This window comes from Maricurvus nonylphenolicus, assembly GCF_042854845.1.
GTDB lineage: Bacteria > Pseudomonadota > Gammaproteobacteria > Pseudomonadales > Cellvibrionaceae > Maricurvus > Maricurvus nonylphenolicus.
The window spans coordinates 5,369,384-5,390,466 of record NZ_AP031498.1 but is presented as its reverse complement, the minus strand read 5'-3'; the positions used below and the strand labels follow the sequence as shown (position 1 = coordinate 5,390,466).

Annotated in this window: 21 protein-coding genes; 15 read left to right on the top strand and 6 right to left on the bottom strand. The window is 50.4% G+C overall.

Going from position 1 to position 21,083, the window contains the following annotated elements:
* Positions 1 to 54: 54 nt before the first annotated feature.
* Together ACGHZ6_RS23400 and ACGHZ6_RS23395 are read left to right on the top strand one after the other, a co-directional pair.
* Complete coding sequence (locus ACGHZ6_RS23400) at positions 55 to 693, top strand: TetR/AcrR family transcriptional regulator (protein WP_390616485.1); 639 nt, start codon at positions 55 to 57, stop codon at positions 691 to 693.
* A 190-nt stretch (positions 694 to 883) separates the two neighbouring features.
* The gene (locus ACGHZ6_RS23395; RefSeq protein ID WP_390616484.1) at positions 884 to 2,233 is read left to right on the top strand and encodes a spinster family MFS transporter; all 1,350 of its coding nucleotides are present in this window, start codon (positions 884 to 886) and stop codon (positions 2,231 to 2,233) included.
* Positions 2,234 to 2,286: 53 nt separating this feature from the next.
* Here the strand turns inward: ACGHZ6_RS23395 and lpxL are convergent, their stop codons facing one another.
* The 4 genes from lpxL to ACGHZ6_RS23375 form a co-directional block, all read right to left on the bottom strand.
* Entirely contained in the window at positions 2,287 to 3,213 is a 927-nt protein-coding gene (gene lpxL / locus ACGHZ6_RS23390) for an LpxL/LpxP family Kdo(2)-lipid IV(A) lauroyl/palmitoleoyl acyltransferase (RefSeq protein ID WP_390616483.1), read from the bottom strand.
* A 47-nt stretch (positions 3,214 to 3,260) separates the two neighbouring features.
* On the bottom strand, positions 3,261 to 3,806 hold the full coding sequence (locus tag ACGHZ6_RS23385) for a DUF882 domain-containing protein (RefSeq protein ID WP_390616482.1): 546 nt from the start codon (positions 3,804 to 3,806) through the stop codon (positions 3,261 to 3,263).
* A gap of 153 nt (positions 3,807 to 3,959) precedes the next feature.
* Positions 3,960 to 5,753: a murein L,D-transpeptidase gene (locus tag ACGHZ6_RS23380; RefSeq protein WP_390616481.1), complete on the bottom strand. Its 1,794-nt coding sequence runs from the start codon at positions 5,751 to 5,753 to the stop codon at positions 3,960 to 3,962.
* Positions 5,754 to 5,900: 147 nt separating this feature from the next.
* Positions 5,901 to 6,695 (bottom strand): NRDE family protein, encoded by a 795-nt coding sequence (locus ACGHZ6_RS23375; RefSeq protein ID WP_390616480.1) that lies wholly within the window; start codon positions 6,693 to 6,695, stop codon positions 5,901 to 5,903.
* 202 nt (positions 6,696 to 6,897) lie between these two features.
* On the opposite strand from ACGHZ6_RS23375, the gene ACGHZ6_RS23370 reads away from it, so the two are divergent.
* The 3 genes from ACGHZ6_RS23370 (at position 6,898) to ACGHZ6_RS23360 (ending at position 11,187) form a co-directional block, all read left to right on the top strand.
* Positions 6,898 to 9,189: a molybdopterin-dependent oxidoreductase gene (locus ACGHZ6_RS23370; RefSeq protein WP_390616479.1), complete on the top strand. Its 2,292-nt coding sequence runs from the start codon at positions 6,898 to 6,900 to the stop codon at positions 9,187 to 9,189.
* A 45-nt stretch (positions 9,190 to 9,234) separates the two neighbouring features.
* The gene (locus tag ACGHZ6_RS23365) at positions 9,235 to 10,041 is read left to right on the top strand and encodes an acyl-CoA thioesterase (RefSeq protein ID WP_390616478.1); all 807 of its coding nucleotides are present in this window, start codon (positions 9,235 to 9,237) and stop codon (positions 10,039 to 10,041) included.
* A gap of 114 nt (positions 10,042 to 10,155) precedes the next feature.
* Positions 10,156 to 11,187 (top strand): helix-turn-helix domain-containing protein, encoded by a 1,032-nt coding sequence (locus tag ACGHZ6_RS23360; protein WP_390616477.1) that lies wholly within the window; start codon positions 10,156 to 10,158, stop codon positions 11,185 to 11,187.
* Between the two features lie 68 nt (positions 11,188 to 11,255).
* On the opposite strand, the gene ACGHZ6_RS23355 is transcribed toward ACGHZ6_RS23360, so the two are convergent.
* Positions 11,256 to 11,696 carry a hotdog fold domain-containing protein gene (locus ACGHZ6_RS23355; protein WP_390616476.1) on the bottom strand — a complete coding sequence of 147 codons (441 nt, stop codon included), beginning with the start codon at positions 11,694 to 11,696 and terminating at the stop codon, positions 11,256 to 11,258.
* A gap of 197 nt (positions 11,697 to 11,893) precedes the next feature.
* Between ACGHZ6_RS23355 and ACGHZ6_RS23350 the strand changes: the two genes are divergently transcribed.
* The 10 genes from ACGHZ6_RS23350 to ACGHZ6_RS23305 all read left to right on the top strand — a co-directional run bounded on the left by ACGHZ6_RS23350 (position 11,894) and on the right by ACGHZ6_RS23305 (position 20,558).
* Positions 11,894 to 12,697, top strand: coding sequence for a sulfite exporter TauE/SafE family protein (locus ACGHZ6_RS23350; RefSeq protein ID WP_390616475.1), 804 nt, complete (start codon positions 11,894 to 11,896; stop codon positions 12,695 to 12,697).
* A 37-nt stretch (positions 12,698 to 12,734) separates the two neighbouring features.
* A complete protein-coding gene (gene lgt, locus ACGHZ6_RS23345) occupies positions 12,735 to 13,592 on the top strand; it encodes a prolipoprotein diacylglyceryl transferase (RefSeq protein ID WP_390616473.1) in 858 nt (285 codons plus the stop codon).
* Between the two features lie 44 nt (positions 13,593 to 13,636).
* Complete coding sequence (locus ACGHZ6_RS23340) at positions 13,637 to 14,488, top strand: thymidylate synthase (protein WP_390616472.1); 852 nt, start codon at positions 13,637 to 13,639, stop codon at positions 14,486 to 14,488.
* Between the two features lie 18 nt (positions 14,489 to 14,506).
* Entirely contained in the window at positions 14,507 to 15,034 is a 528-nt protein-coding gene (folA, locus tag ACGHZ6_RS23335) for a type 3 dihydrofolate reductase (RefSeq protein WP_390616471.1), read from the top strand.
* Positions 15,035 to 15,387: 353 nt separating this feature from the next.
* On the top strand, positions 15,388 to 16,173 hold the full coding sequence (locus ACGHZ6_RS23330) for a DUF3450 domain-containing protein (RefSeq protein WP_390616470.1): 786 nt from the start codon (positions 15,388 to 15,390) through the stop codon (positions 16,171 to 16,173).
* Entirely contained in the window at positions 16,170 to 17,555 is a 1,386-nt protein-coding gene (locus tag ACGHZ6_RS23325; protein WP_390616469.1) for a MotA/TolQ/ExbB proton channel family protein, read from the top strand. Before ACGHZ6_RS23330 ends, ACGHZ6_RS23325 begins: the two co-directional genes overlap by 4 nt.
* A gap of 10 nt (positions 17,556 to 17,565) precedes the next feature.
* On the top strand, positions 17,566 to 18,093 hold the full coding sequence (locus tag ACGHZ6_RS23320; protein ID WP_390616468.1) for a MotA/TolQ/ExbB proton channel family protein: 528 nt from the start codon (positions 17,566 to 17,568) through the stop codon (positions 18,091 to 18,093).
* A gap of 86 nt (positions 18,094 to 18,179) precedes the next feature.
* Positions 18,180 to 18,584, top strand: a complete 405-nt coding sequence (locus ACGHZ6_RS23315; RefSeq protein ID WP_390616467.1) for an ExbD/TolR family protein — start codon at positions 18,180 to 18,182, stop codon at positions 18,582 to 18,584.
* A gap of 3 nt (positions 18,585 to 18,587) precedes the next feature.
* Positions 18,588 to 19,196, top strand: a complete 609-nt coding sequence (locus ACGHZ6_RS23310; RefSeq protein WP_390616466.1) for an energy transducer TonB — start codon at positions 18,588 to 18,590, stop codon at positions 19,194 to 19,196.
* A gap of 15 nt (positions 19,197 to 19,211) precedes the next feature.
* Positions 19,212 to 20,558, top strand: a complete 1,347-nt coding sequence (locus tag ACGHZ6_RS23305; RefSeq protein WP_390616465.1) for a tetratricopeptide repeat protein — start codon at positions 19,212 to 19,214, stop codon at positions 20,556 to 20,558.
* 82 nt (positions 20,559 to 20,640) lie between these two features.
* On the opposite strand, the gene ACGHZ6_RS23300 is transcribed toward ACGHZ6_RS23305, so the two are convergent.
* Positions 20,641 to 21,060, bottom strand: coding sequence for a BLUF domain-containing protein (locus ACGHZ6_RS23300; protein WP_390616464.1), 420 nt, complete (start codon positions 21,058 to 21,060; stop codon positions 20,641 to 20,643).
* Positions 21,061 to 21,083 lie beyond the last annotated feature (23 nt).

Genomic DNA, 21,083 nt, shown 5'->3' with positions numbered 1-21,083 from the left:
ATGACATTTTTAGCTGTAAAGTTGTTGCTCTTAAATTAATTGCTTGAAGTAGATATGGAAACCACCAAGAAAACCCGTACCCGTCTGTCGCCTGAAGCACGTATTGCCGAGATTCTTGATCACGCGGCGGCGATTGTCTCCTCCGAAGGGGTGGCGGCTGTGAGTATGGAGCGGGTTGGCAAGGAAGCGGGTATCAGTAAGTCACTGGTGTATTCCTATTTCCCCAGTAACACTGAGCTTCTTAAGGCACTCTTGCAAAGAGAGTTGCAAGAGTTGCGTCGCAAGCAAACACGGGCATCATTGCGTGCAGAAACCTTTGAGCAAATGGTGCGTGGTATTACCCGCGAGTACTTGGCGCATATCGAGCAGCGTGGTTTGTTGATCTACCGCTTACAGTCAGAACCCAGTGTTTCTGGGGGTGGCGCAATAACAGATTACGGGCGTGATGCGTCCGTACAATACCTGGCAGAAATAGTGCATCGTGTTTTTGATATTCCTATGTCAATAGCTGTGCCTGCCACGGATATCTCCTTTGGTTTGCCGGATGCGGCGGGTAATTATCTCGATGAGAAAAAAGCCGATAGGCAAACCGTAGAAGATATTACGGTGGCTATGATTATCGGCAGTGTGAAAGCGCTCAAAGATAATTACGAAGTATCTTTCAAGCCAATACGTGACAAGGATACCCCTTAAGCGCTATTCATTTTTCTCGTTACTGATCTCAAGATTGTGAATTTCCGTTGATTTTGAGCAGGTGGTATAAATGCCGCCTATCGCTTGGTATTCACAGAGTCTATATTGCTAAGGTTGTAGCGAATAAAGCTTTTCTAGCACGCTTCTCTTCTGTTATGTTGCTCTAACAATAATGATAAGGAGAGAGTTTATGTCAGCTAATGACGCGTCACCCTCCGCCGAAAATACGTCGCCCTATTCTCCCAATTACCGGCGTTATGTTTTGGTTTTGTTAACCCTGGTCTATGCCATCAATTTTATTGATCGGCAAATCCTGGTGATTTTGCAGGAGTCGATCAAGGCGGATATGGGGTTGTCTGATACGCAACTGGGTTTGCTGACCGGATTTGCCTTTGCCATCTTCTATGTTTCTGTGGGTATTCCCATTGCCCGTTGGGCTGATGTGGGTAACCGCAAGAACATTATCTCGCTGGCCGTTGCGGTGTGGAGTGGTATGACCGCGCTGTGTGGTTTGGCACAGAATTACACTCAGCTGCTATTGGCGCGTATAGGCGTTGGTGTTGGTGAGGCTGGTGGTAGTCCTCCCGCGCATTCCATTATTTCTGATTACTACCCTCCAGAAGAGCGCGGTACGGCGCTATCGTTTTATTCTACCGGTGTCTATATCGGTATTTTATTGGGCTTTTTGATCGGTGGCTGGATCAATCACACCTTCGGCTGGCGTGTGGCATTTTTTGTGGTGGGGCTGCCAGGTTTGCTGGTTGCCCTGTTGGTGAAGTACACCATTCGTGAGCCCAAGCGTGGCCAGTGTGACAGCGGTGATGTGGCTGACGCGCCGAAAACGACGTTTAAAGAAACCATCGGCGTGTTAATGGCGCTAAAGTCGTTTAAGTTTTTTGCCTTGGGTGCAGGGCTAAACGCTTTTGTGAGTTACGGCACGGGTAACTTTATGCCGAGCTTTTTGATTCGCAACTTTGGTTTTGACAGTTTGGAAGTGGGTAGCAGTCTGGCATTGATTACCGGTATCGGCGGTGCAGTAGGAACCTTTTTGGGTGGTTACTTTGCTGATAAGTTGGGCGCTAAAGACAAACGCTGGTACTTATGGGTATGCGCTATCCCTGGTTTAATTTCTTTGCCATTTATGTTGTCGGCGGTATTTAGTGGTCAAAGCCAGTACGCATTAGCGTTCCTATTTTTGGCAACCATGAGCGGTGCTTTCTATTTAGGGCCAACCATTGCTATCACCCATACCTTGTTGTCGCCTGCAATGCGTGCAATGGGGTCGGCCGTGCTATTTTTGATACTCAATTTGGTTGGTCTTGGACTGGGGCCGTTATTTGTAGGTGTTGTGAGTGATCTATTAGCGCCGACTTATGGTGTGGATTCTTTGCGATATTCGTTGGCCATTACTTCATTGGTTGCTCTGTTGTCCGCGACTTGTTTCTTTATTGGTGCGGCCAAGTTGCCGGGTGATCTATTGCGTAATCAAAAGCAAGAAGCTAAGAGTGGCGATTTAAATCTTGTTGCTGCTGAAAGCTGATATAAAACTGGGGTCTGACCCACTGGGTCAGACCCCACCAGTAATCCTAATCTTTAGTAAATTCTTTCTTCCCCTTCCGGTCTTGTTTTAAACCGCCGGTGATGCCACAAATATTCCCCCGGGTGTTGGCGAATAGCCTCTTCTGTAATTTGATTGGTGCGAGCCGTATCCGCCTGCTCATCCCCGGAGGGAAAGTTCTCCAGCGGTGCAGAAATCTCTACGCCGTAGCCTTGCGGCCCTTTGCGATAATAGTTAATAAACACCACGGCAGCATCGGTTTGGCGAGCAAAGTCGGTAACGGAAGGAACCGTTGCGGTTTGAATGTCAAAGAAGGGCACAAAGATACTGCGGCGTTTACCAAAATCCTGGTCGGGAAGAATTAAGCCGACTTCTCTCTCGTTCATTAATGCCAGTAGTTGTTTGACTTGCTTGCGCGGCACCAGTTGTAAGTTGTAACGGGTGCGTCCTCGGTAAGAAATATATTCCCACAGCGGATTGTCGTGGACGCGAAACAGGGCGTTGAACGGGGCGTGAAACGATAACGCAGACAGGCAGGCTTCAATCGGTGTGTTGTGTAAGCTAAAGGCCAGCACCGGTTTGCCCGCTTCGCGCAGGCGTTGAATATGTTCAATGCCGTTAATCTCTACCCGCGAGGCAAACTTTTTATAGGGCCACCATACCAGGCCAGATTCAAAAATTGTCAGGCCGGCGCCGGCAAAGCTCTCGCGCAGAATGTGTTCCCGCTCGGTATCTGTTTTTTCCGGAAAGCAAAGTTCAAGGTTGCGTGCTGCAATGGCGCGGCGTTTGGGCGCCAGGTGCATCACCAATAAACCAAAGCCGCGACCAAAATGATAAACCACAGGGAATGGCAGGCGGGTGATCAGCCATAGCACAGCAAACCACAACCATAGGATCCAGTTACGAGGGGAAAGAAAAGCCCATTCAAAGGCGGGCGCTTGCAGCTTGTCAGTTGATGTCACGTATGGCGCGTCTTGGTGAAAGTAATCTTGCGCCGGGGTTGCAAACCTTAACCCCAGCGACGGACGCGTCCGGTGTCCAGATGAATAAATCCGCTTCTTGGATAATAGCCTACACCGCCAGCTTTCATGGCCAGTGCTGCTTTTTGGGTGGTGCGCAGGTGTACGCCGGGTACGCGAATGTCGATGGCACGGCCCTGCATATGGAAACTGCGCTTGGCAACCTTGTGGCCCTGTTGCAGCAACTTGGCGTTGGTCTCGGGCGAGCGATAGGCAGAGATAATATGCAGCTCACCCCGGTGACCCAGGCTGTTTTGCAGGCTGTGTAGCTGGTCGAGCAGGATGGGGTCGATATGGGTCACGGCGTTGGCGCGGTGATCGCGCAGTACCCGGTTGATTTCATCCAGGCTGTCGAGTTGGTACTGGCCTTTTTCCCAATAGGTCGCCCGAATAACTTCGTCGGTATGCAGGTTGCGCAGTTGTAGCGTGCGCTCCGGCTGGACACCTTTGAGTGGTGCAGAGAATGCCTGAGATGATGCAGCCGCGGAAATGAGGCCGGCACCTATTGTTAGAAACTGGCGACGTGAGTGTTGCATGCCCGAAGTAAATCCCTACAAACGCTATAGCCCAAGCCTTATAAGGCTCTTGTTGTTATTGAGTCGCTTTATCGCGCTCGTTTTGTTTGGCTGCATTATGCAGAGAAGGCTCCCGCATGTACAGAAATTATCCAGCTATTGCTATGAAATGGATTAGAGAATCAGCTTCTCAAGTTCGCTGCCAGCTTGCTGGGGGATATGGTCGCGCTTATAGACGTCGTCGCGGAATTGAATAATGCCTTTGTCGTCGACCCAGCTGGTCCAGTAGGTCAAATAGGTGGGCACGGTTTGTGGCAATTTCACGTAGCGAGTTTCGCCCTGGGCCAGCTCCTCTTCGATACGTTTGTCGCTCCAACCACGCTTGTTTTTCAGCAGTGCGCGGGCCAGGTCCATGGGTTTTTCCAACCGAATACAGCCGGAGCTGAGCGCACGCTTGTGACGATCAAATAGTTCTGGCTGGCTGGTGTCGTGCAGGTAAATGGATTTGTCGTTGGGTAGGACAAACTTGACGCTACCCAGGGCGTTCATATCACCGGCTTCCTGCTGCAGGCGATAGGGGAAGTTACGTGGCGTGGCGTTGGCCCAGTCGATCTCCTCAATGGGAATGCGCACCGGGTTGGCCCAGCTTTCCAGGACGTGAATTTTGCGTTCGGTCAGGTAGTTGGGGTCTTTACGGGCCTTGGGCAGAATATCGTAGAGGGTAATCTTGCGAGGCACATTCCACACTGGGTTGAGTACCAGGGTGTTCATGGCCTCCTGCAGCGGCGGGGTCTGGCGATAGGATTTACCGACGATCACTTTCATTTCCAGTTCTACATCATCGTCGTTAATGAGCTGCAGGTGGTAATCCATCAGATTGACCCAGATGTAGCGCTCACCCAAATCTCGCGGTAGTTGGCGCCAGCGTTTCATATTGAGGGCGATCTGTTTGACCCGGAAGCTGGGGCTGACATTCAGGTGCTTGCGGGTGGCTTTATCCAGGGTGCCGGTAGTTTTGCTGCCGTGGCGTTGTTGGAAGTGAATAAGACTGGCAGCCAGGTCGGCATCAAGTAATTGCGGGTCTTCCGGTGGTTCAGGTTTGCGATCGAACCAGTCAATAAGTGAGTCCTTAGGTACCGGGTAGTCCCCATATAAGCTGAGTAGAGTGCGTAGTTGGGCAACCTGCGGGTGGCGTTGCCCCTGTTTCAGGCGGGGGCCTTTGGCCAGCGGTCGCCACTCCATGTTCTGGCTTAGTTGCTGGTAGAACACCAGTGCCTGGCGCAGGCGCAGATACTCGTCGTGCTCGGGGCTCATATTGTTGAGCACCTGGGTCAGTTTCCAGGGCGAGGCGTTATCTTCCAACAGGTTGACGATATTGTTGTGGTCGACCTGGAATTCGTGCGCCTCAAAACCGTCGGGGCTATAGGCCACCGGGCGCAGACCGTTTCGCAGGGGTGGGATGTTATCGGCAAACAGCTTTTCGCTAAATACGTCATCGGCGTAGGAAACAAAGGCATCAGTCAACAGGATGTCCAGTGCAGTGGCGTCTCTTGGTAGCGACGGCAGGTTGTAGAGTCGGTGCTGCATATAAGTCAGGTGGTATTGGTAATCCAGGCGTTGGTCGGCGCTGGTTTCCTGCAAATGCTGCATTAACAGTTTGCCGCTTTCGGCCAGCTCATAGTTCTTTAGCCACAGCATCTTATAACCGGTGCGGTGGTAAATTTTGGCGACGGTTTGCGGGTGGTAGAGCGGTTCGCGCCTTTCCAGGTCGCCAAAGTCACTTTGCAGCCAGCGCTGTAAATGGTTCTGGGCGGCCAAGGGAGGCAGTATCGGGGTGAGCAGTGTGTTGGCCTGGTAAACGTAGTAAAAGGCTCCAGAGCAGCAGACAGCCAGCAAACACACCAACAGGGTATGGCGTTTACGCTTGGGGGCTTGGGGCTGAAAGCGAGGGTGAAGGCTACTGCGCATACTGAAAAGGCAACTCACAAACTAACAATAAAAGGGCCAAGTTTTTTCAGTATGGCAACAAATTCATTGTTCTGTGTAATTGCGCACGCTTTCTACGCGGCTTATAGAAAATTTATAGAGATATGGTGTTTTCTATATCGATAAGTTTTAACTATGCATTACCGGGCTGCCTTCCAAGGCAAACTGAAAGACCTGATGGTCGATTTCCTCGCGTTCACCATTAAAGCTGCGCTCAGAAAAGGTCACCTGCTGCTCGTGATCAACAAGCAACACGGTGGAGGTGCGGGTGCCATAGTTGAAATTGCTGTCAGGGCTGTGGATGTAGCGTGATGACAGCATGCGCTCGAATTCAATGCCCACGCCGGTTTCCGGCAGCTGTTCATCGGGGGCCTGGCTCGCATCCCCCAGTACTTCAAAAAGACGTGCAGGTGTGACATCCGTTGCCAGCAGGCTCGCCAGTTGGGATTTGCCACTCTGCACCTTGGGCCAGGGAGTATCGAGCAGCGCATTGCTTAAGCCATAGACACCGGGGGCCAGATCATCGATTTTGTGGCCCTGATGGGAGAGATAACCCAGCTTGTGGATATCACCTGTCAGTAGGTTAAAGCCGTTGTAGTGATCAGCCTGGTCGGCGACGCGGCTGAGGTATGTTTCGCTGCTTTCCTCGCCGGTTAAAAAGTGGCGGGTTAAATCACCTCGAGAGCCCGGTCTGTCCTGTGGCGTGCCGCCCTGGCGGTAGTTAGTCACCGCCGCAAAGCGGCCCTGGCGGGTAATGCCCATCCAGGTGCCCTGTGCCTGTAGATCCTTACCTGCCAGTACCTGTGGCGCATCTTCCCAGAAGTGGGCGGCCTGGGTTGGGCGGTCAAAAAACTCATCGCGATTGGCGGCAACCACTAATGGATATTGAGGGTGTACGCGGTAGGCAAACAGAATCAGGCACATAGCAACATCTACAACAGAGGGTGTGAGAACTTTACGAGCTTTTGCGCAAAGATGCCAGGGCAGGGGCTGCCTAGGGTGACTGTCACAATATGATGCCCTTTGGCATCAAGTATCAGTGTTTCACTTTTGAGATCGTATTACTTTGTAGGGCAGCAGTATGTAGATAGCACCTTACAGATATATCAATTTTAGAGAGTTAAACATGGCCAAATCCGATCAGCAATTTCACAGTACGGCATGTAACCTTTGTTTTGTTAATTGCGGTATTAACGTTCAGTTAGGTGGCGAAAACGGACGCGACATCGTCAAGGTCATGGGTGACAAAGCGCATCCCGCTTCAGAAGGTTATATCTGTAACAAGGCCACACGTATTAATTACTACCAGAATAATCCCAATCGATTGACATCACCTATGCGTCGTCGAGCAGATGGAAGCTATGAAGAGATCAGCTGGGATACGGCAATTACTGAGATTGCAGAAAAGTTGAGCCATATAAAAGCTACCCATGGTGGCGAGCGCATTACTTTTTATGGTGGTGGTGGACAGGGTAACCATCTTTGTGGTGCCTATGGTCGTTCATTGATAAACGGGCTCGGAATCAAATACAGATCTGGCCCGTTGGCGCAGGAAAAAACCGGTATTGCCTGGGTGCTTGGACGCGTTATTGGCACCAGTGCCTTCTACGATATTGAGCGGGCGGACGTGGTGATGTTTGTCGGCAAAAACCCGTTTATGAGTAACGGCATTGACCGTGGCAGAACCTTTTTGCGTGAGATCAGTAAGGACCCTGCACGCAAGCTAATTGTTATGGATCCGCGTCGCACTGAAACAGCTGATTTCTCCGATATTCATCTGGCGGTGAAGCCTGGTCGCGACGCCTGGTGTTTAAGTGCAATCCTTGGTCACATTGTTCAAGAGCAAGAACTGCCTATGGATTGGTTGGAAAGCCATACCCATGGTTACGAAGATCTCATCAAATTGCTAAAGGAAGTTCCCGTTGCTGATTATGCGGAATTCTGTGGTGTGGATCTCGAGTTAATTAAAGAAACTGCCAATGTGATTAGTGCAGCAGAATCTGTTGTATTGGAAGAAGATATTGGTATCCAGATGGCTCCGCATTCTACCTTGGTGAGCTATCTGAATTTTATGACCATGTTCCTTAATGGTAACTACGGTAAGCCGGGTACCATGTTGGCCAACACGCCGATGGTGGAGTTGCTGCCATTCGAGTATCGCCCTACCAATGAGCAGGGTGAAGAAATCAACATGGAGTACTCTCCGGTTACGCGTAGTCCTATTGTTACTGGCCTCTACCCTTGTACTGCTTTCCCGGAAGAAATCTTGACTGACCACGAGGATCGTTTTCGGGCAGCGATTATCATGAGTTCCAACCCCGTACATTCACTACCAGAAGCTGACTTAATGGCAGAAGCCATTCGCGCCCTGGAGCTGAGTGTGGTGATTGATGTGGCCATGACAGAAACAGCCTACCAAAGTGATTATGTCTTGCCTGCATGCACACAGTATGAGCGCTATGAAGCCACGTTTTTCCCAATGCGTGTGCCAGATAATTTCTTCCATGTACGAAAGCCTTTATTTGATCCTGCGCCTGGCACACTGCCTGAGGCAGAAATTGTCGCCAGGCTGATTGAGGCTATGGATATCTTTGACGCTGATGAGTTGGCTCCACTGAAAGAGGCTGCTCCACAAGGCATCGATGTATACCGCAATGCATTTTTTGAGCAGGCATTACTGAACCCTAAAGTGAAGGACATGGTCGCTTATGTGTTGTACCGAACATTGGGGCCAGAGTTGCCAGAAGGTCAAGACGTCTCGGCTGTGGTCTGGGGTTTAACCCAAGCGCTGACGATGAGAAATCCGAAAGAAGTTGCGGCTGCAGGGTACACCTCTGATGATATGGGCACAGAATTATATAACGCTCTGATGGACTCTCCGTCGGGGGCCATCATTACCCGCACAGAGGCAGAGGAAAGCTTTTCTCGTATTCCATATCCAGACAATAAATTGCAGTTGAATATGAAAGAAATGCTCGAAGAGCTGCAAACATTACAACATCTGCAGCCATTGGTTGATACAAGCGAAGAGTATCCATTTGCCTTGGTGGCCGGCGCGCGTCGAGCCTATACGGCGAATACCATTATTCGAGATCCTAATTGGATTAAAGGCAAGATTCCTTTCGCCTTAACAATACACCCGGGTGATGCGGAAAAGCTGGGATTGGAAGAAGGCATTAAAGTGATGTTGAAAACGGAGCACGGTCAAGAAGCAGTGGATCTGGCGTTTGATGACCGTATGAAGCCAGGTACCTTGTCGATCCCCAATGGTCAGGGTCTTACCTTTAAAACAGATGATGGCGAAACTGTACGGCCAGGTGTATTCGCCAACAAGCTGACGGGCCATAAGCACCGTGACAGATTTGTGGGTACGCCATTGCATAAGTTTGTGCCGGCAAACATTACGGCTATAGCTTAAGGCCGATTGTCATTACTCATTGAGATTTTACAAGGTGTACTCAATATGAAAATCCATGATTTTGACCAGGCCATTGTTTTAGCTGGTCCTCAGGAATCACGAACAAATCAGTTAAGTCCTGCTTATAACAATATGGTTGGGCCTTTTGGTGGCGTGACGGCGGCAACGTTACTGAAGGCCGTGATGACCCATAGTGAAGCTGTAGGTGATCCTGTTGCGTTGACGGTAAATTATATAGGTGCAATAACAGCGTCTGACATTATCATCAAGCCGCGCCTGATAAAACAAAACCGCAGCAACGCGCATTGGTGTATCGACGCGTCTGCTGAAGGTGAGGCAATTCTTTCTGCAACACTTGTGCTTGCTAATCGCAGGGAAACCTGGAACAGCACTGAAATCCCGTGTCCACAGGCCCCACCCCTAGAGCAGTTGTCCAGTATACCGGAAGAGCAACTTATGGAATGGGCAAAACGCTATGATATGCGATTTGTGAAGGGTAACCTGTTTGAAGAGCCTGTTGACGACGGTGGGCCGACATCAGAATCTCTTGCATGGATTGCGGATAAACCGTATCGCAAATTGGACTTTCTGTCGCTGACCGCAATGTGTGACTCATTCTTTCCTCGATTGTTTATTCGCGAGCGGACATTTGCGCCAATAGGTACGGTGAGTTTGACTATTCATTTCCATGCATCCAAGGCTGATTTGGAATCCCTGCCAAGTGCCTGGCTGTTAGCCCATGCTCGAGCGGGTAAATACAGTCAGGGCTATTTCGATCAAACAGGAGAGCTCTGGAGCCAAGATGGCCATCTGTTGGCGACAACCAGTCAGATGGTGTATTACAAATACTAATTTTTAAATTGTGGGTTTTGTGTTTCGGTTTTAATCTATGCTTAAGTGTGTCTGGATAATCGTAACAGACTTCGCCGTAATGCCATTGACGGATTGCATTGTCAGGAAAACTACATGAAGCCCTATTTAACAGCCAATACGTGGAGTAATGGTTTGCTCAACCAGCTGTCTCAGCTTGGTGTGAGCTTGGAGCGTCTAGCCAGTGAGTTACCCGAGTTAGATATTCAGTCTATTCGCCAGGGGCAGCGGATAAATGTCACGCTGCTGCGGCAAATTTGGCACAAGGCAGAAGTCTTGTCCGGTGATCCTCTTCTAGGTTACAACGTCGGTAAAAATTTAAACCTAAAAGGTATGGGGGTGTTGACCCCTATATTGATGCATAGCCCTACCGGCCGTAAGTCGCTGGAAGATATTGCCCGTTATACCAGTTTAATCAGTACGGCGGTTAAATTTGAGCTGGATGACGCTGATCCAAATTATGTCGTCCTTAAATTAATCCCCATTCGAAGCCCAATTAAAGAAAGTCCTCAGCATATCGTGTCTCTGATGGTTCAGCTGTCTGCTATGAGTCGTTATATGGGAGTGGAGAAAAATGCAATTGAAAAGCTCACGTTGCCAAAGGGAATTGATGTAGAGCTTTTAGCATCGATTATGCGTTATGGCGTTGAGTGTGTCGATGTCCCGCCTTATAGCATCTGGTTTTCAGTGCGAAATCTGGATGATGATATCCCTGGCTCCGATGCTCATCTTTATCAAATTAACAAGGCTTATGCCGATGAGTTGCTGTTACAGCAAAAATCAGGTGTCGATGTTTTGGAATCTATCAAAGCGATTATTGTTGAGCAGGGATATCAGCGAGCTAATACCGACAAGGTGGCTGACCAGCTCAAGCTCAGCAAGCGCAGACTGCAGCGTATTTTGGCCGATGAAAAATCCAGTTTCAGACAGCTGAAAGAAGAAGTGGTAAAAGAGCGTGCCTTATTGTTGATTGTCAGGGGTGAGCTTTCGGTGGTCGAGATTTCTAAGGCGTTGGGTTATTCCGAAGTGAGTGCATTTCACCGTGCATTCAAAATCTGGTTTGGCGTCACGCCGAAAGATTACGCCCAAAACCCCGCGATCCAATTATCGGTTGTTGCTTCTTCATAAAAAATCCCCCGCAGAAAGTCGCGGGGACAAGTTCGATTCGATGGATAGTCGAATTGTACAGAGAGGGGTTATGGGTTTTTCACGTTCATGGTGATTTGCGCAGAGAAGCATTCCTTGCCGTCCGTATCAACAGCTGACACTGGGACAAGAATTTCTCCAGCCTGAGAGAAATCAACATCTTTAGCATCACAGATGACAGTGAGATCGGTTTTGGCTTTTGCCAAATACTTAACGCTCATTGCCTGTGGAATCCATTGGGCATCTTCACTGATAGAGGCGTCGGTGGTAAGGCCAGCAACCAGTTCTGCAGCGTTGCACATGGCAATCGCATGGACAGTGGCCAAGTGGTTGTGAACTTTGGGCTGATTCTTCAGCAAGGCACAGCAGTAACCTTCTTTTAGTTCGGTGACCTCGGGATCAATTGAAGCGAAATAGGGGGCCATTTGGCCAACAGCTTGTGAAAACGGCTCGCTGCCCATTTGTTCAAACATTGTGAGTACTGGTCTCATGGGGATACCTCTTGAATGTGCTCCTGAGAAAGACGGTTTGACGATACCAGTTGGCAGAATGGCTACGCTAGATATGCGCAGTAAAGTGATAATGCTTGGCGCAAGATGGTAGCTTTTAACTGTGTCGGGGGTGTTCTTTTAGCGCTGAAACGGGATAATGGCGGCTCTTTTTTCAAGAGCTTTTTAAAGGGCTGTTCATGACGTTGCTATTGATCTATGCCGCCGTAGGCGCCCTGGCGGGCCTGATTGCCGGGTTGTTTGGCCTGGGTGGTGGCGTGATTATGGTGCCGGCCATGATCTATACCTTTTCAGCGTTGGGTATGCCGACGGATGTGCTGACCCATATGGCGGTGGGTACATCACTGATGGCCATTGTCGTTACCTCGATTTCTTCAGTGCGTACCCACCACAGCAAAGGTGCGGTGGATTGGCCACTGGCTATGACCATTGTGCCTGGCATTTTGATTGGCAGCTGGTTGGGCGGTAAGACTGCAGCGGCTATGGCGGGCTTGCACCTGCAGATGGCTTTTGGTGGCTTTGCGATCTTTGTAGCCATTCTGATGTTGCGCCCAGCGCCGGCTGATAGGGCCAGCTTGCCCGGCAGGCCGGGGCGTGTATTGGCCGGTGGTATTATCGGCTGGGCTTCGGCCCTGTTTGGTATTGGTGGTGGCTCCCTGTCGGTTCCCTTTTTTAGTTTCTGTGGCGTAGTCATGCAACGTGCGGTGGCCACATCAGCCGCGCTGGGATTACCTATCGCCATTGTTGGAGCGGCGACCTTTATGTGGCAGGGCTGGGGCCAGGCGGCTCTGCCAGAATGGACCACGGGTTATGTTTACTGGCCGGCCTTTCTGGGTATGGTGGTGTGCAGTGCACCTATGGCCAAGGTGGGCGCGCAGTTGGCCCATCGTCTGCCGGCGGCTCTGTTAAAGCGCGGTTTTGCGGTATTTTTAATGCTGGTGGGCGCGCAGTTGCTTGTCAGTGGTATGATCAAAGCTGGTTAGGAACGTTATAACTTTAAAACGGATGCTGTAGTAACTCATGCTGACTTATCCCGAGATAGATCCTGTATTGCTGTCGTTAGGCCCGTTTGAGCTGGCCGGTAAAACCCTGGGGCCTTTAGAGGTCCACTGGTATGGCATTATGTACCTGCTGGGCTTTTTAGGTGCCTGGTTGGTCGCGGTAAAACGCAGCAAGCAGCCCAACAGCGTTATCAGTAAAGCCCAGATCGAAGACCTGGTGGTCTATGGCGCGATGGGGGTGATTATCGGTGGTCGCTGCGGTTATGTGCTGTTTTACTACTTCGACCGTTTCCTGCTAGATCCCCTGTGGTTATTCCGGGTGTGGGAAGGCGGCATGTCGTTCCATGGCGGCATGCTGGGTGTGGTTGTGGCGCTGTGGCTTTATAGCCGCAAGATCAAGCGGCCGTTTTTGGGCGTGGCGGATTTTGTCGCGCCTATGGTGCCTTTAGGTTTGGGCTTTGGCCGCCTGGGTAACTTTATTGGCCAGGAATTGTGGGGCCGTGCGACCGATGTTTCCTGGGGCATGGTATTCCCCCGTGATCCGCTGGGTCTGGTGCGTCATCCGTCGCAGCTGTATCAAGCCTTTCTCGAGGGCTTGGTGCTGTTTGTAGTGTTGTTGTGGTTTTCGGCCAAACCAAAACCACGCGGTGCCGTCAGTGCGCTGTTCCTGATTTGCTACGGCAGTTTCCGCTTTATCGTTGAATTTGTGCGTGAGCCGGATTCACATATCGGCTTTGATGTGTTGGGTTGGATGACCCGTGGCCAGCTGTTAAGCCTGCCGATGATTGGCTTTGGCATTGGTCTGATGTTGTGGGTTTATCGTGCCGAGCTGCGCCAGCTGATTAGGCGTGAGCAGCCCGCCGAAAGTAATGGTTAGTGCTTTGGTTTACGACTAAGGCATATAGATAGTTAGAGAATTAGATGAAACAGTATTTGGATCTTTGCCAGCGTATCGTCGATGAGGGCGAGTGGGTCGAAAACGAGCGGACCGGCAAGCGCTGCCTGACCGTGATTGATGCCAATCTTGAGTACGATGTGGAAAACAATCAGTTTCCGCTGATCACCACCCGCAAATCCTTCTGGAAAGCGGCGATTGCCGAGCTGCTGGGTTACCTGCGTGGTTATGACAATGCTGCCCAGTTCCGCGAGATTGGTTGTAATACCTGGAATGCCAACGCTAATGAGAATCAGGCCTGGCTCAATAATCCGGCTCGCAAGGGCGAGGATGATATGGGTCGTGTTTACGGTGTTCAGGGCCGCGCCTGGATGACTCCAGAAGGCACCACTGTCGACCAGTTACGCAAGATTGTGGATAACTTAAGTCAAGGTATCGATGATCGCGGCGAGATTCTGACCTTCTACAACCCAGGCGAATTCCACCTGGGTTGCCTGCGCCCCTGCATGCACACCCACACCTTCTCTATCCTGGGTGGCAAGCTCTACCTCACCAGTTACCAGCGCAGCTGTGATGTGCCGCTGGGGTTAAATTTTAACCAGGTGCAGTGTTTTGTATTGCTGGCGCTGATGGCCCAGATCACCGGTCTGAAGCCGGGCAAGGCCTACCACAAAATAGTTAATGCCCATATCTACGAAGATCAGCTGGAACTGATGCGCGATGTGCAGCTGAAGCGCGAGCCCTTTGAGTCTCCAAGCTTCCACATTAACCCCGAGATCAAGAGCTTCGAGGACGTGGAAACCTGGGTCACCATTGATGATTTCAGTGTTGAAGGCTATGAGCACCACCCGGCTATTGCCTACCCCTTTGCTGTTTAACTAAATAAAGGAAGTAATATGCGCTTGGCAATGATTGTGGCTGCGGCGGAAAACCATGTGATCGGTCGCGATAACGACCTGCCCTGGCACTTGCCTAACGATCTGAAGTACTTCAAGGCGACCACTATGGGTAAGCCCATCGTCATGGGCCGTAAGACCTACGATTCCATTGGCCGGCCGCTACCAGGGCGTCCCAATATCGTTATTACCCGCAATGCCGAGTGGCAGGTGGCGCCTGAGCACCGCGAGGCTGTGACCATTGTTTCTACCGTTGAGGATGCCCTGGCCGCCGCTCGCCGCGTGGCAGAAGAGGCGGGGGTAGAAGAGGTTATGGTGATTGGCGGTGCTGAAATCTACCGTATGCTATTTGATCAGGCCGATCGCCTCTATCTGACCCGCGTTCACGGCGAGGTGGAGGGCGACGCCCATTTCCCCGAATTGACCGCCTCTGACTGGCAGCAAGTGAGTGCCGAGCGCCATACCGCATGCGCCAAAAACCCCTTCGACTATAGCTTTTTTGTCTACGATCGTGTTACGAAAAGTTAACTGAAAACACTTGTTTGTCACCCTTTTGGGGGATCCCCCTGATGGTGCAAAAATGCCCTTAATAGGGCGTTATTGGCCCTTTTGTTACGCATATCCCCGAATCTTTTGGCGCGAATGTTACCTTTGGTGATACCTATCTACACAAAGTAAAGTAATGTCAAGGACACAGGTCTTAACCGTTGAATGTTTGCAGCTGCTGGTATTAAATGACGCGTTCAAAATTACCGGCAACCGGTGATTTATAGAAAAATAAGGCGGCGCCTTCTTTCGTTTAATCGGTTTTGTAGTCAGGTCGATCAAACGAAAATTGATGCCGTAAGAGTTGATTGTAGGTACCCACACTGGGGGAAATAATGAAAAAGCAGCGATTAAAGGCCGTGGCCCTGTCCACCGTGCTTTCTGCTGGCGCGCTAGTAGGTAGCGTGGCGCAGGCAGACCAAACGTTGAATTCCATTCTGCAGGTTGGTCAAGCCAAAACCAAAGCAGCACAAGTGTCTCAGCAAAAAATCGACAAGATTGCTGACCAGACTTCTAGCTTGTTGCAAGAATTCAAAACCGTGAACAAGCAAATCGAAGGCTTGCGTGTATATAACACCCAGCTGGAGAAGCAGATCGCTAACCAACTGGAAGTGATCAAGCAACTGGAAAACTCCATCGAGCAGGTAACTGTCATGGAGCGTCAAATCCAGCCACTGATCCTGCGTATGCTGGATGGCCTGGAGCAGTTTGTAGCACTGGACGTACCTTTCCATCTGGAAGAGCGTCGTGAGCGTGTAGAAATGCTGCGCAACAACCAAGAGCGTGCTGATATTTCCGTTGCCGAGAAATTCCGTCAGGTTCTGGAAGCCTACAAAATTGAGTCTGAGTACGGTCGTAAGATCGATACCTATAAAGATACTCTGAACATCGGTGGTCAAGAGCGCGAAGTGAACATCCTGCGCGTTGGTCGTGTGGCCCTGATGTATCAAACTACCGACACCAAACTGTCTGGTGTTTGGGACAAGCGTCAAGGCGGTTGGGCCGAGCTGGACGCTGCTGAATACCGCAGCTCCATCCTGAAAGGCATTCGTATCGCTAAGAAACAAGCTTCCATCGATATTATGAAGTTGCCGATTCTGGCTCCGGAGGCCGCGCAATGAAAATGAATTTCGCAAAAAAATGCCTGGCCGTAGCCACTGCTGGCCTGCTGTCTGTCAGCGTTATGGCACCTGCCGTAGCTGAAGAAAAAGCCAAGTCTTTGGATCAACTGCTGAACATGGTTAAGCAGAGCAAAATTGCTGAGACCAAAGAGCACAAGCAGCGTGAAGCTGAGTTCCGTCGTCAGAAGGCTAACCAACAGTCTCTGCTGAACAAAGCCAAGCAAACCAAGAAGAACGAAGAAGCCCGTTCTGCTCGCCTGGAAAAGAAATACGAACAGCAAGAACTGGACGTAAACGCCAAGCGTGCTCAACTGCAAGAGCGTCTGGGTTCTCTGAAAGAGCTGTTCGGTCACCTGACGTCTACTGCGGGCGACCTGCGTTCCAACCTGAGTACCTCTATTGTTAGTGCCCAGATCCCTGGTCGTGCGGCTTTCCTGGATGAGCTGATCGAAAAAATGAACAGCGCTACCCAGCTGCCAACCATCGAAGAGATCGAGCGTCTGTGGTACGAACTGCAGCGTGAGACTGTTGAAGGTAGCAAGGTTGTTAAGTTCTCCGGTACCGTTATCAAGCCAAACGGCGAGCAACTGACTCAAGACGTTGTGCGTATCGGTAACTTCAACCTGTTGTCCGACGGTAACTACCTGGAGTTCCAAACCAAAGGCGAGAAGATGATCGAATTGACTCGTCAGCCTGGTGCAGAGTTCCTGTCTGCTGCTAGCGCTCTGGAAGCTTCCACCGACGGCTTTACCCGTGTAGGTATTGACCCGACTGGTCCTTCCGGTGGTTCTTTCCTGGCGGCCCTGATCAACAGCCCTTCTCTGGAAGAGCGCTGGCATCAAGGTGGCCTGGTAGGCTACATCATTACTGCGGTAGGTGCTTTCGCTATGCTGTTAGCGATCTTCCGCTTCATCGTATTGGCCGGTATCAGCGGCAAGGTAAGCTCGCAGCTGAAGTCTGACAAAGCCAATACCAACAACCCACTGGGTCGTATCCTCAAAGTTGCTGAGGACAACCCAGGTCTCGACGGTGAAACCCTGGAGTTGAAACTGGAAGAAGCAGTGCTGAAAGAGCGTCCTGCTATTGAGTCCGGTCTCAACCTGCTGAAGATCATTGCTGCGGTAGCTCCGCTGCTGGGTCTGCTGGGTACTGTAACCGGTATGATCATTACCTTCCAAGCTATCACCATCTTTGGTGCGGGCGATCCGAAGGCAATGGCCGGTGGTATCTCCGGTGCTCTGGTAACCACAGTTCTGGGTCTGGTTGTAGCCATCCCAACTGTATTGATGCACACCCTCGTTAACGGCCGTGCCAAGCGTGTTCTCCACATTCTGGAAGAGCAGAGCGCTGGTATCATCGCCGAAAACGCTGAGGGTAAATAGGAGATAGCACATGACGGCATTGATGGACTCACTAGAAGCCATTAAAGCCTTTATGGATGCGGGTGGCGAGGTACTAACGTTAATCGCCATCCTGACCTTTGTCATGTGGACACTGATTTTTGAGCGTTTGTGGTATTTCAAAGGCGGCCTGAAGAAAGATGTTCAGGGTGCCTTAGATAACTGGGAGTCTCGTAAAGAGCGTAAATCCTGGAATGCCCACCAAGTTCGCTACGCATTGATCTCTCGGGTATCCGAAAAGGTAAATTCAAACCTGGACATGGTCGCCACTCTGGTGATGCTTGCTCCACTGTTTGGTCTGCTGGGTACCGTATGGGGCATGATCGAAGTGTTTAACGTACTTGCCGTTACCGGTGGTGGTGATGCCAAATCCATGGCAGGCGGTGTGTCTAAAGCAACAATCCCGACAATGGCGGGTATGGTTGCGGCACTGTCTGGTGTATTTGGTAACACATACATTACCCGTATCGCCGAACGTGAAAATCAGCTGCTTGAAGATCATTTGACAATGGACCATTAAGGCCTCTGGGTTGTGAACTTTAGCTCACAACCCAGGATCAAAGTATTCACCGGTTGTGTGTTTAACCGGTAAACAAGAGACTGACCATGGGCAGAAGAACCAATAAAAGCGAAGAAGAATCAGGCGCGATTGACTTAACGCCGATGCTCGACGTGGTATTTATCATGTTGATCTTCTTTATTGTGACTGCTTCATTCATTAAAGAGGCTGGCGTTGAGGTTAATCGCCCTGAGGCGAATACGGCCGAATTGAAAAAGAACGCCAATATTCTGGTAGCTATTAACTCCAATAACGAAGTCTGGATTGATAAGCGTCGTGTTGACGTGCGCGCGATTCGCGCCCACATCGAGCGACTGCACGCCGAAAACCCGAAAGGGGCTTTGGTTATTCAAGCCGACAATAAAGCAAACGTTGAGACCATGACCAAGATTGCCGATGCGGCACGCGAGGCCGGTGTTCTTGACGTTTCTGTGGCAACGGAGAATAACTAGCGTATGAATGTTGCACGATTAGGATTGGCGGGGGTACTGGCGGTAGCCGTTACCTTTGGCCTGTTATTTTTAATGCACTCGTTGATTGAAGCGGACCGTCGCGCACCTGAAGAGGTTGAGCAGAAGAAGGTTGCTGATATCCATATGCCCGAGCGCGCAATTGAAACTCAATACGACACGGCGAAACCGGATAAGCCGGAAGACCCGGAGGAGCCACCTCCCGAGATGCCAGAGCCGGAGTTTGATACTCCAGACGTATCTCCGGATGCCATGAACATGGCGGCCCCTCGTATCAATCCAAACCTGAATGTTAAAGGTGTTGGTTTTGGTGGTGGCGATGGTGAGTACCTGCCTATTGTTAAGGTACAGCCACAGTATCCACGCCGTGCGTTATCACGTGGTATTGAAGGTTGGGTAATCGTTGAGTTCACCGTAACCACTAACGGCTCTGTCCGTGACCCGGTTGTGGTAGAGGCTCAGCCACCTAATGTCTTCAACCGTGCTGCCATGAAAGCTGCGCTGAAGTTTAAGTATAAGCCTCGCGTAATTGATGGTGAGCCAGTTGAAGTACCTGGTGTGCGTAACAAGATTACCTTCGCAATTGCCAAATAACCGATGGGAAAGACTATGAAAATGACGGCTATTAGTTCGGTTTCTAAGCTCGTCAGACACTCGTTGTTGGCGGCGCCGCTTGCGCTGGCGCCTCTGGCGGGCAGTGTTGTCATGCAATCTTTCGGTGTGGAAGCATTGCAGTCTGGCGTGGCTCACGCGCAAGAGAAGACTGAGAAACCTAAGTACAAAACCAAAAAGAGCTATTCCCTGCGTCAGCCGGTGTATAAAAAGTTTGCCAAGGTTCAGGAAAAGACCGACGCAAATGACTGGAAAGGCGCCTTGGTTGTTTTGGATGAAATCAACAAGGGCAGTGCTAAGTTCACCAGCTTTGAAAAAGCCAACCTGTGGAACTACTACGGTTGGGTTTACTACTCGCTGGAAAACTACCCGAAAGCGATTCAGTTCTATGAAAAAGTACTGGCTGAAGAGCAGCTTTCTGACGCACTGCAATTGGGAACGCTTTACACCATTGCACAGCTGAAGTTTGTTCAGGAAGACTACCGCGGCGCCATCGCCAAACTGAAAGAGTGGATGAAAATCCAACCGATCGTTGGCGCTGACCCCTACGTACTTCTGGCACAGGGTTACTACCAGTTAAATGATATGAAGCAGGCTCTGCCGAATATCAACAAAGCAGTAACCATGTACGAGAGCAAGGGCAAGATACCAAAAGAAAACTGGTACACCCTGCAGCGTGCGATTTACTTCGATAAAGGCGATAACAAAAAAGTTATCTCCATTCTCGAGAAACTGGTTAAGCACTATCCAAAAGCTACCTACTGGAAGCAGTTGTCTGGTATGTACGGCACTGTAGGTCGTGAGAAAGATCAGCTTCACGCTTTGGAAACCGTCTATGTTATGGGCGCGTTGACCAAAGAAAAAGAGCTGATGAACCTTGCGTACCTGCTGATGGGTGAAGACGCGCCTTATAAGGCTGCCAAGATCATCGACAAGGGCATGAAAGCCAAGATCATCGAGGAAACCTCGAAGAACCTGGAAGTCCTGGCGACAGCTTGGCGTTTGGCGCAAGAGGTGAAGAAGTCTATTCCAGAAATGGAAAAGGCGGCGAAAAAGTCTGATAAAGGCGACCTCTACGCTCGTCTGGCCGGTATCTACCTGGATAACGATCAGCACAAGAAAGCGCTGAAGGCGAGTGAAATCGCTCTCAAGCGTGGCGGCATCAAGCGTGCAGATCAGCTGTATATTGTGATTGGTATGGCTCGCGCCAACCTTAAGCAATACGAAGCGGCGATCAAAGCGTTTAAAGAAGCTGCTAAAGACAAGCGCAGTAAGAAGTTTGCTGTTCAGTGGCGTAAGTTTGCTGAAAGTGAAATCGAGCGCGAGAGACAGCTTAAGCTTTAATTATTGTTCGAGCTTATAAGTTTGTTTCCATTTGGCCCCGTTCTCGGGGCCAAATACTTTCTCCCTTCCGGAAAATCTCCCGTTAAGCAAAACAGCGTTTGAAACGCTCAATGGCAGCGCGACCAAAACCCATGGCAACCGTCGGTGCTAGCTCTGAATGTATTGAAGACAGGTAGTCAGAGTAGCCAGGTAATGTGTCGAATGTCTCCGGTGCGGCGTGGGCAAAAGACATTTGCCAGTTGGGAAAATCCCGCTCGGATATAGCTTCATAGTAGGTTCGCACAACATTCTTGTGTCTGTCGTCTTCCTGTAGGGTTGCGAATAGGTGATCGATATTGGTCTTGGGGCCTTCAATTACCTGAATGAAGGTGTTGTTGGCAAATAGCAGCATGCCGGTAATGTCATACTTTAAATTGTTGTCTCGAGAGCAGAGGAGAAGCTCTTCCAGTGTTTGTTCGGTAACGGGATTTACTGCAGCGCTGACATAACAAAGTTGTTGCATATAAAGCCCTTTATTGAAGAGTG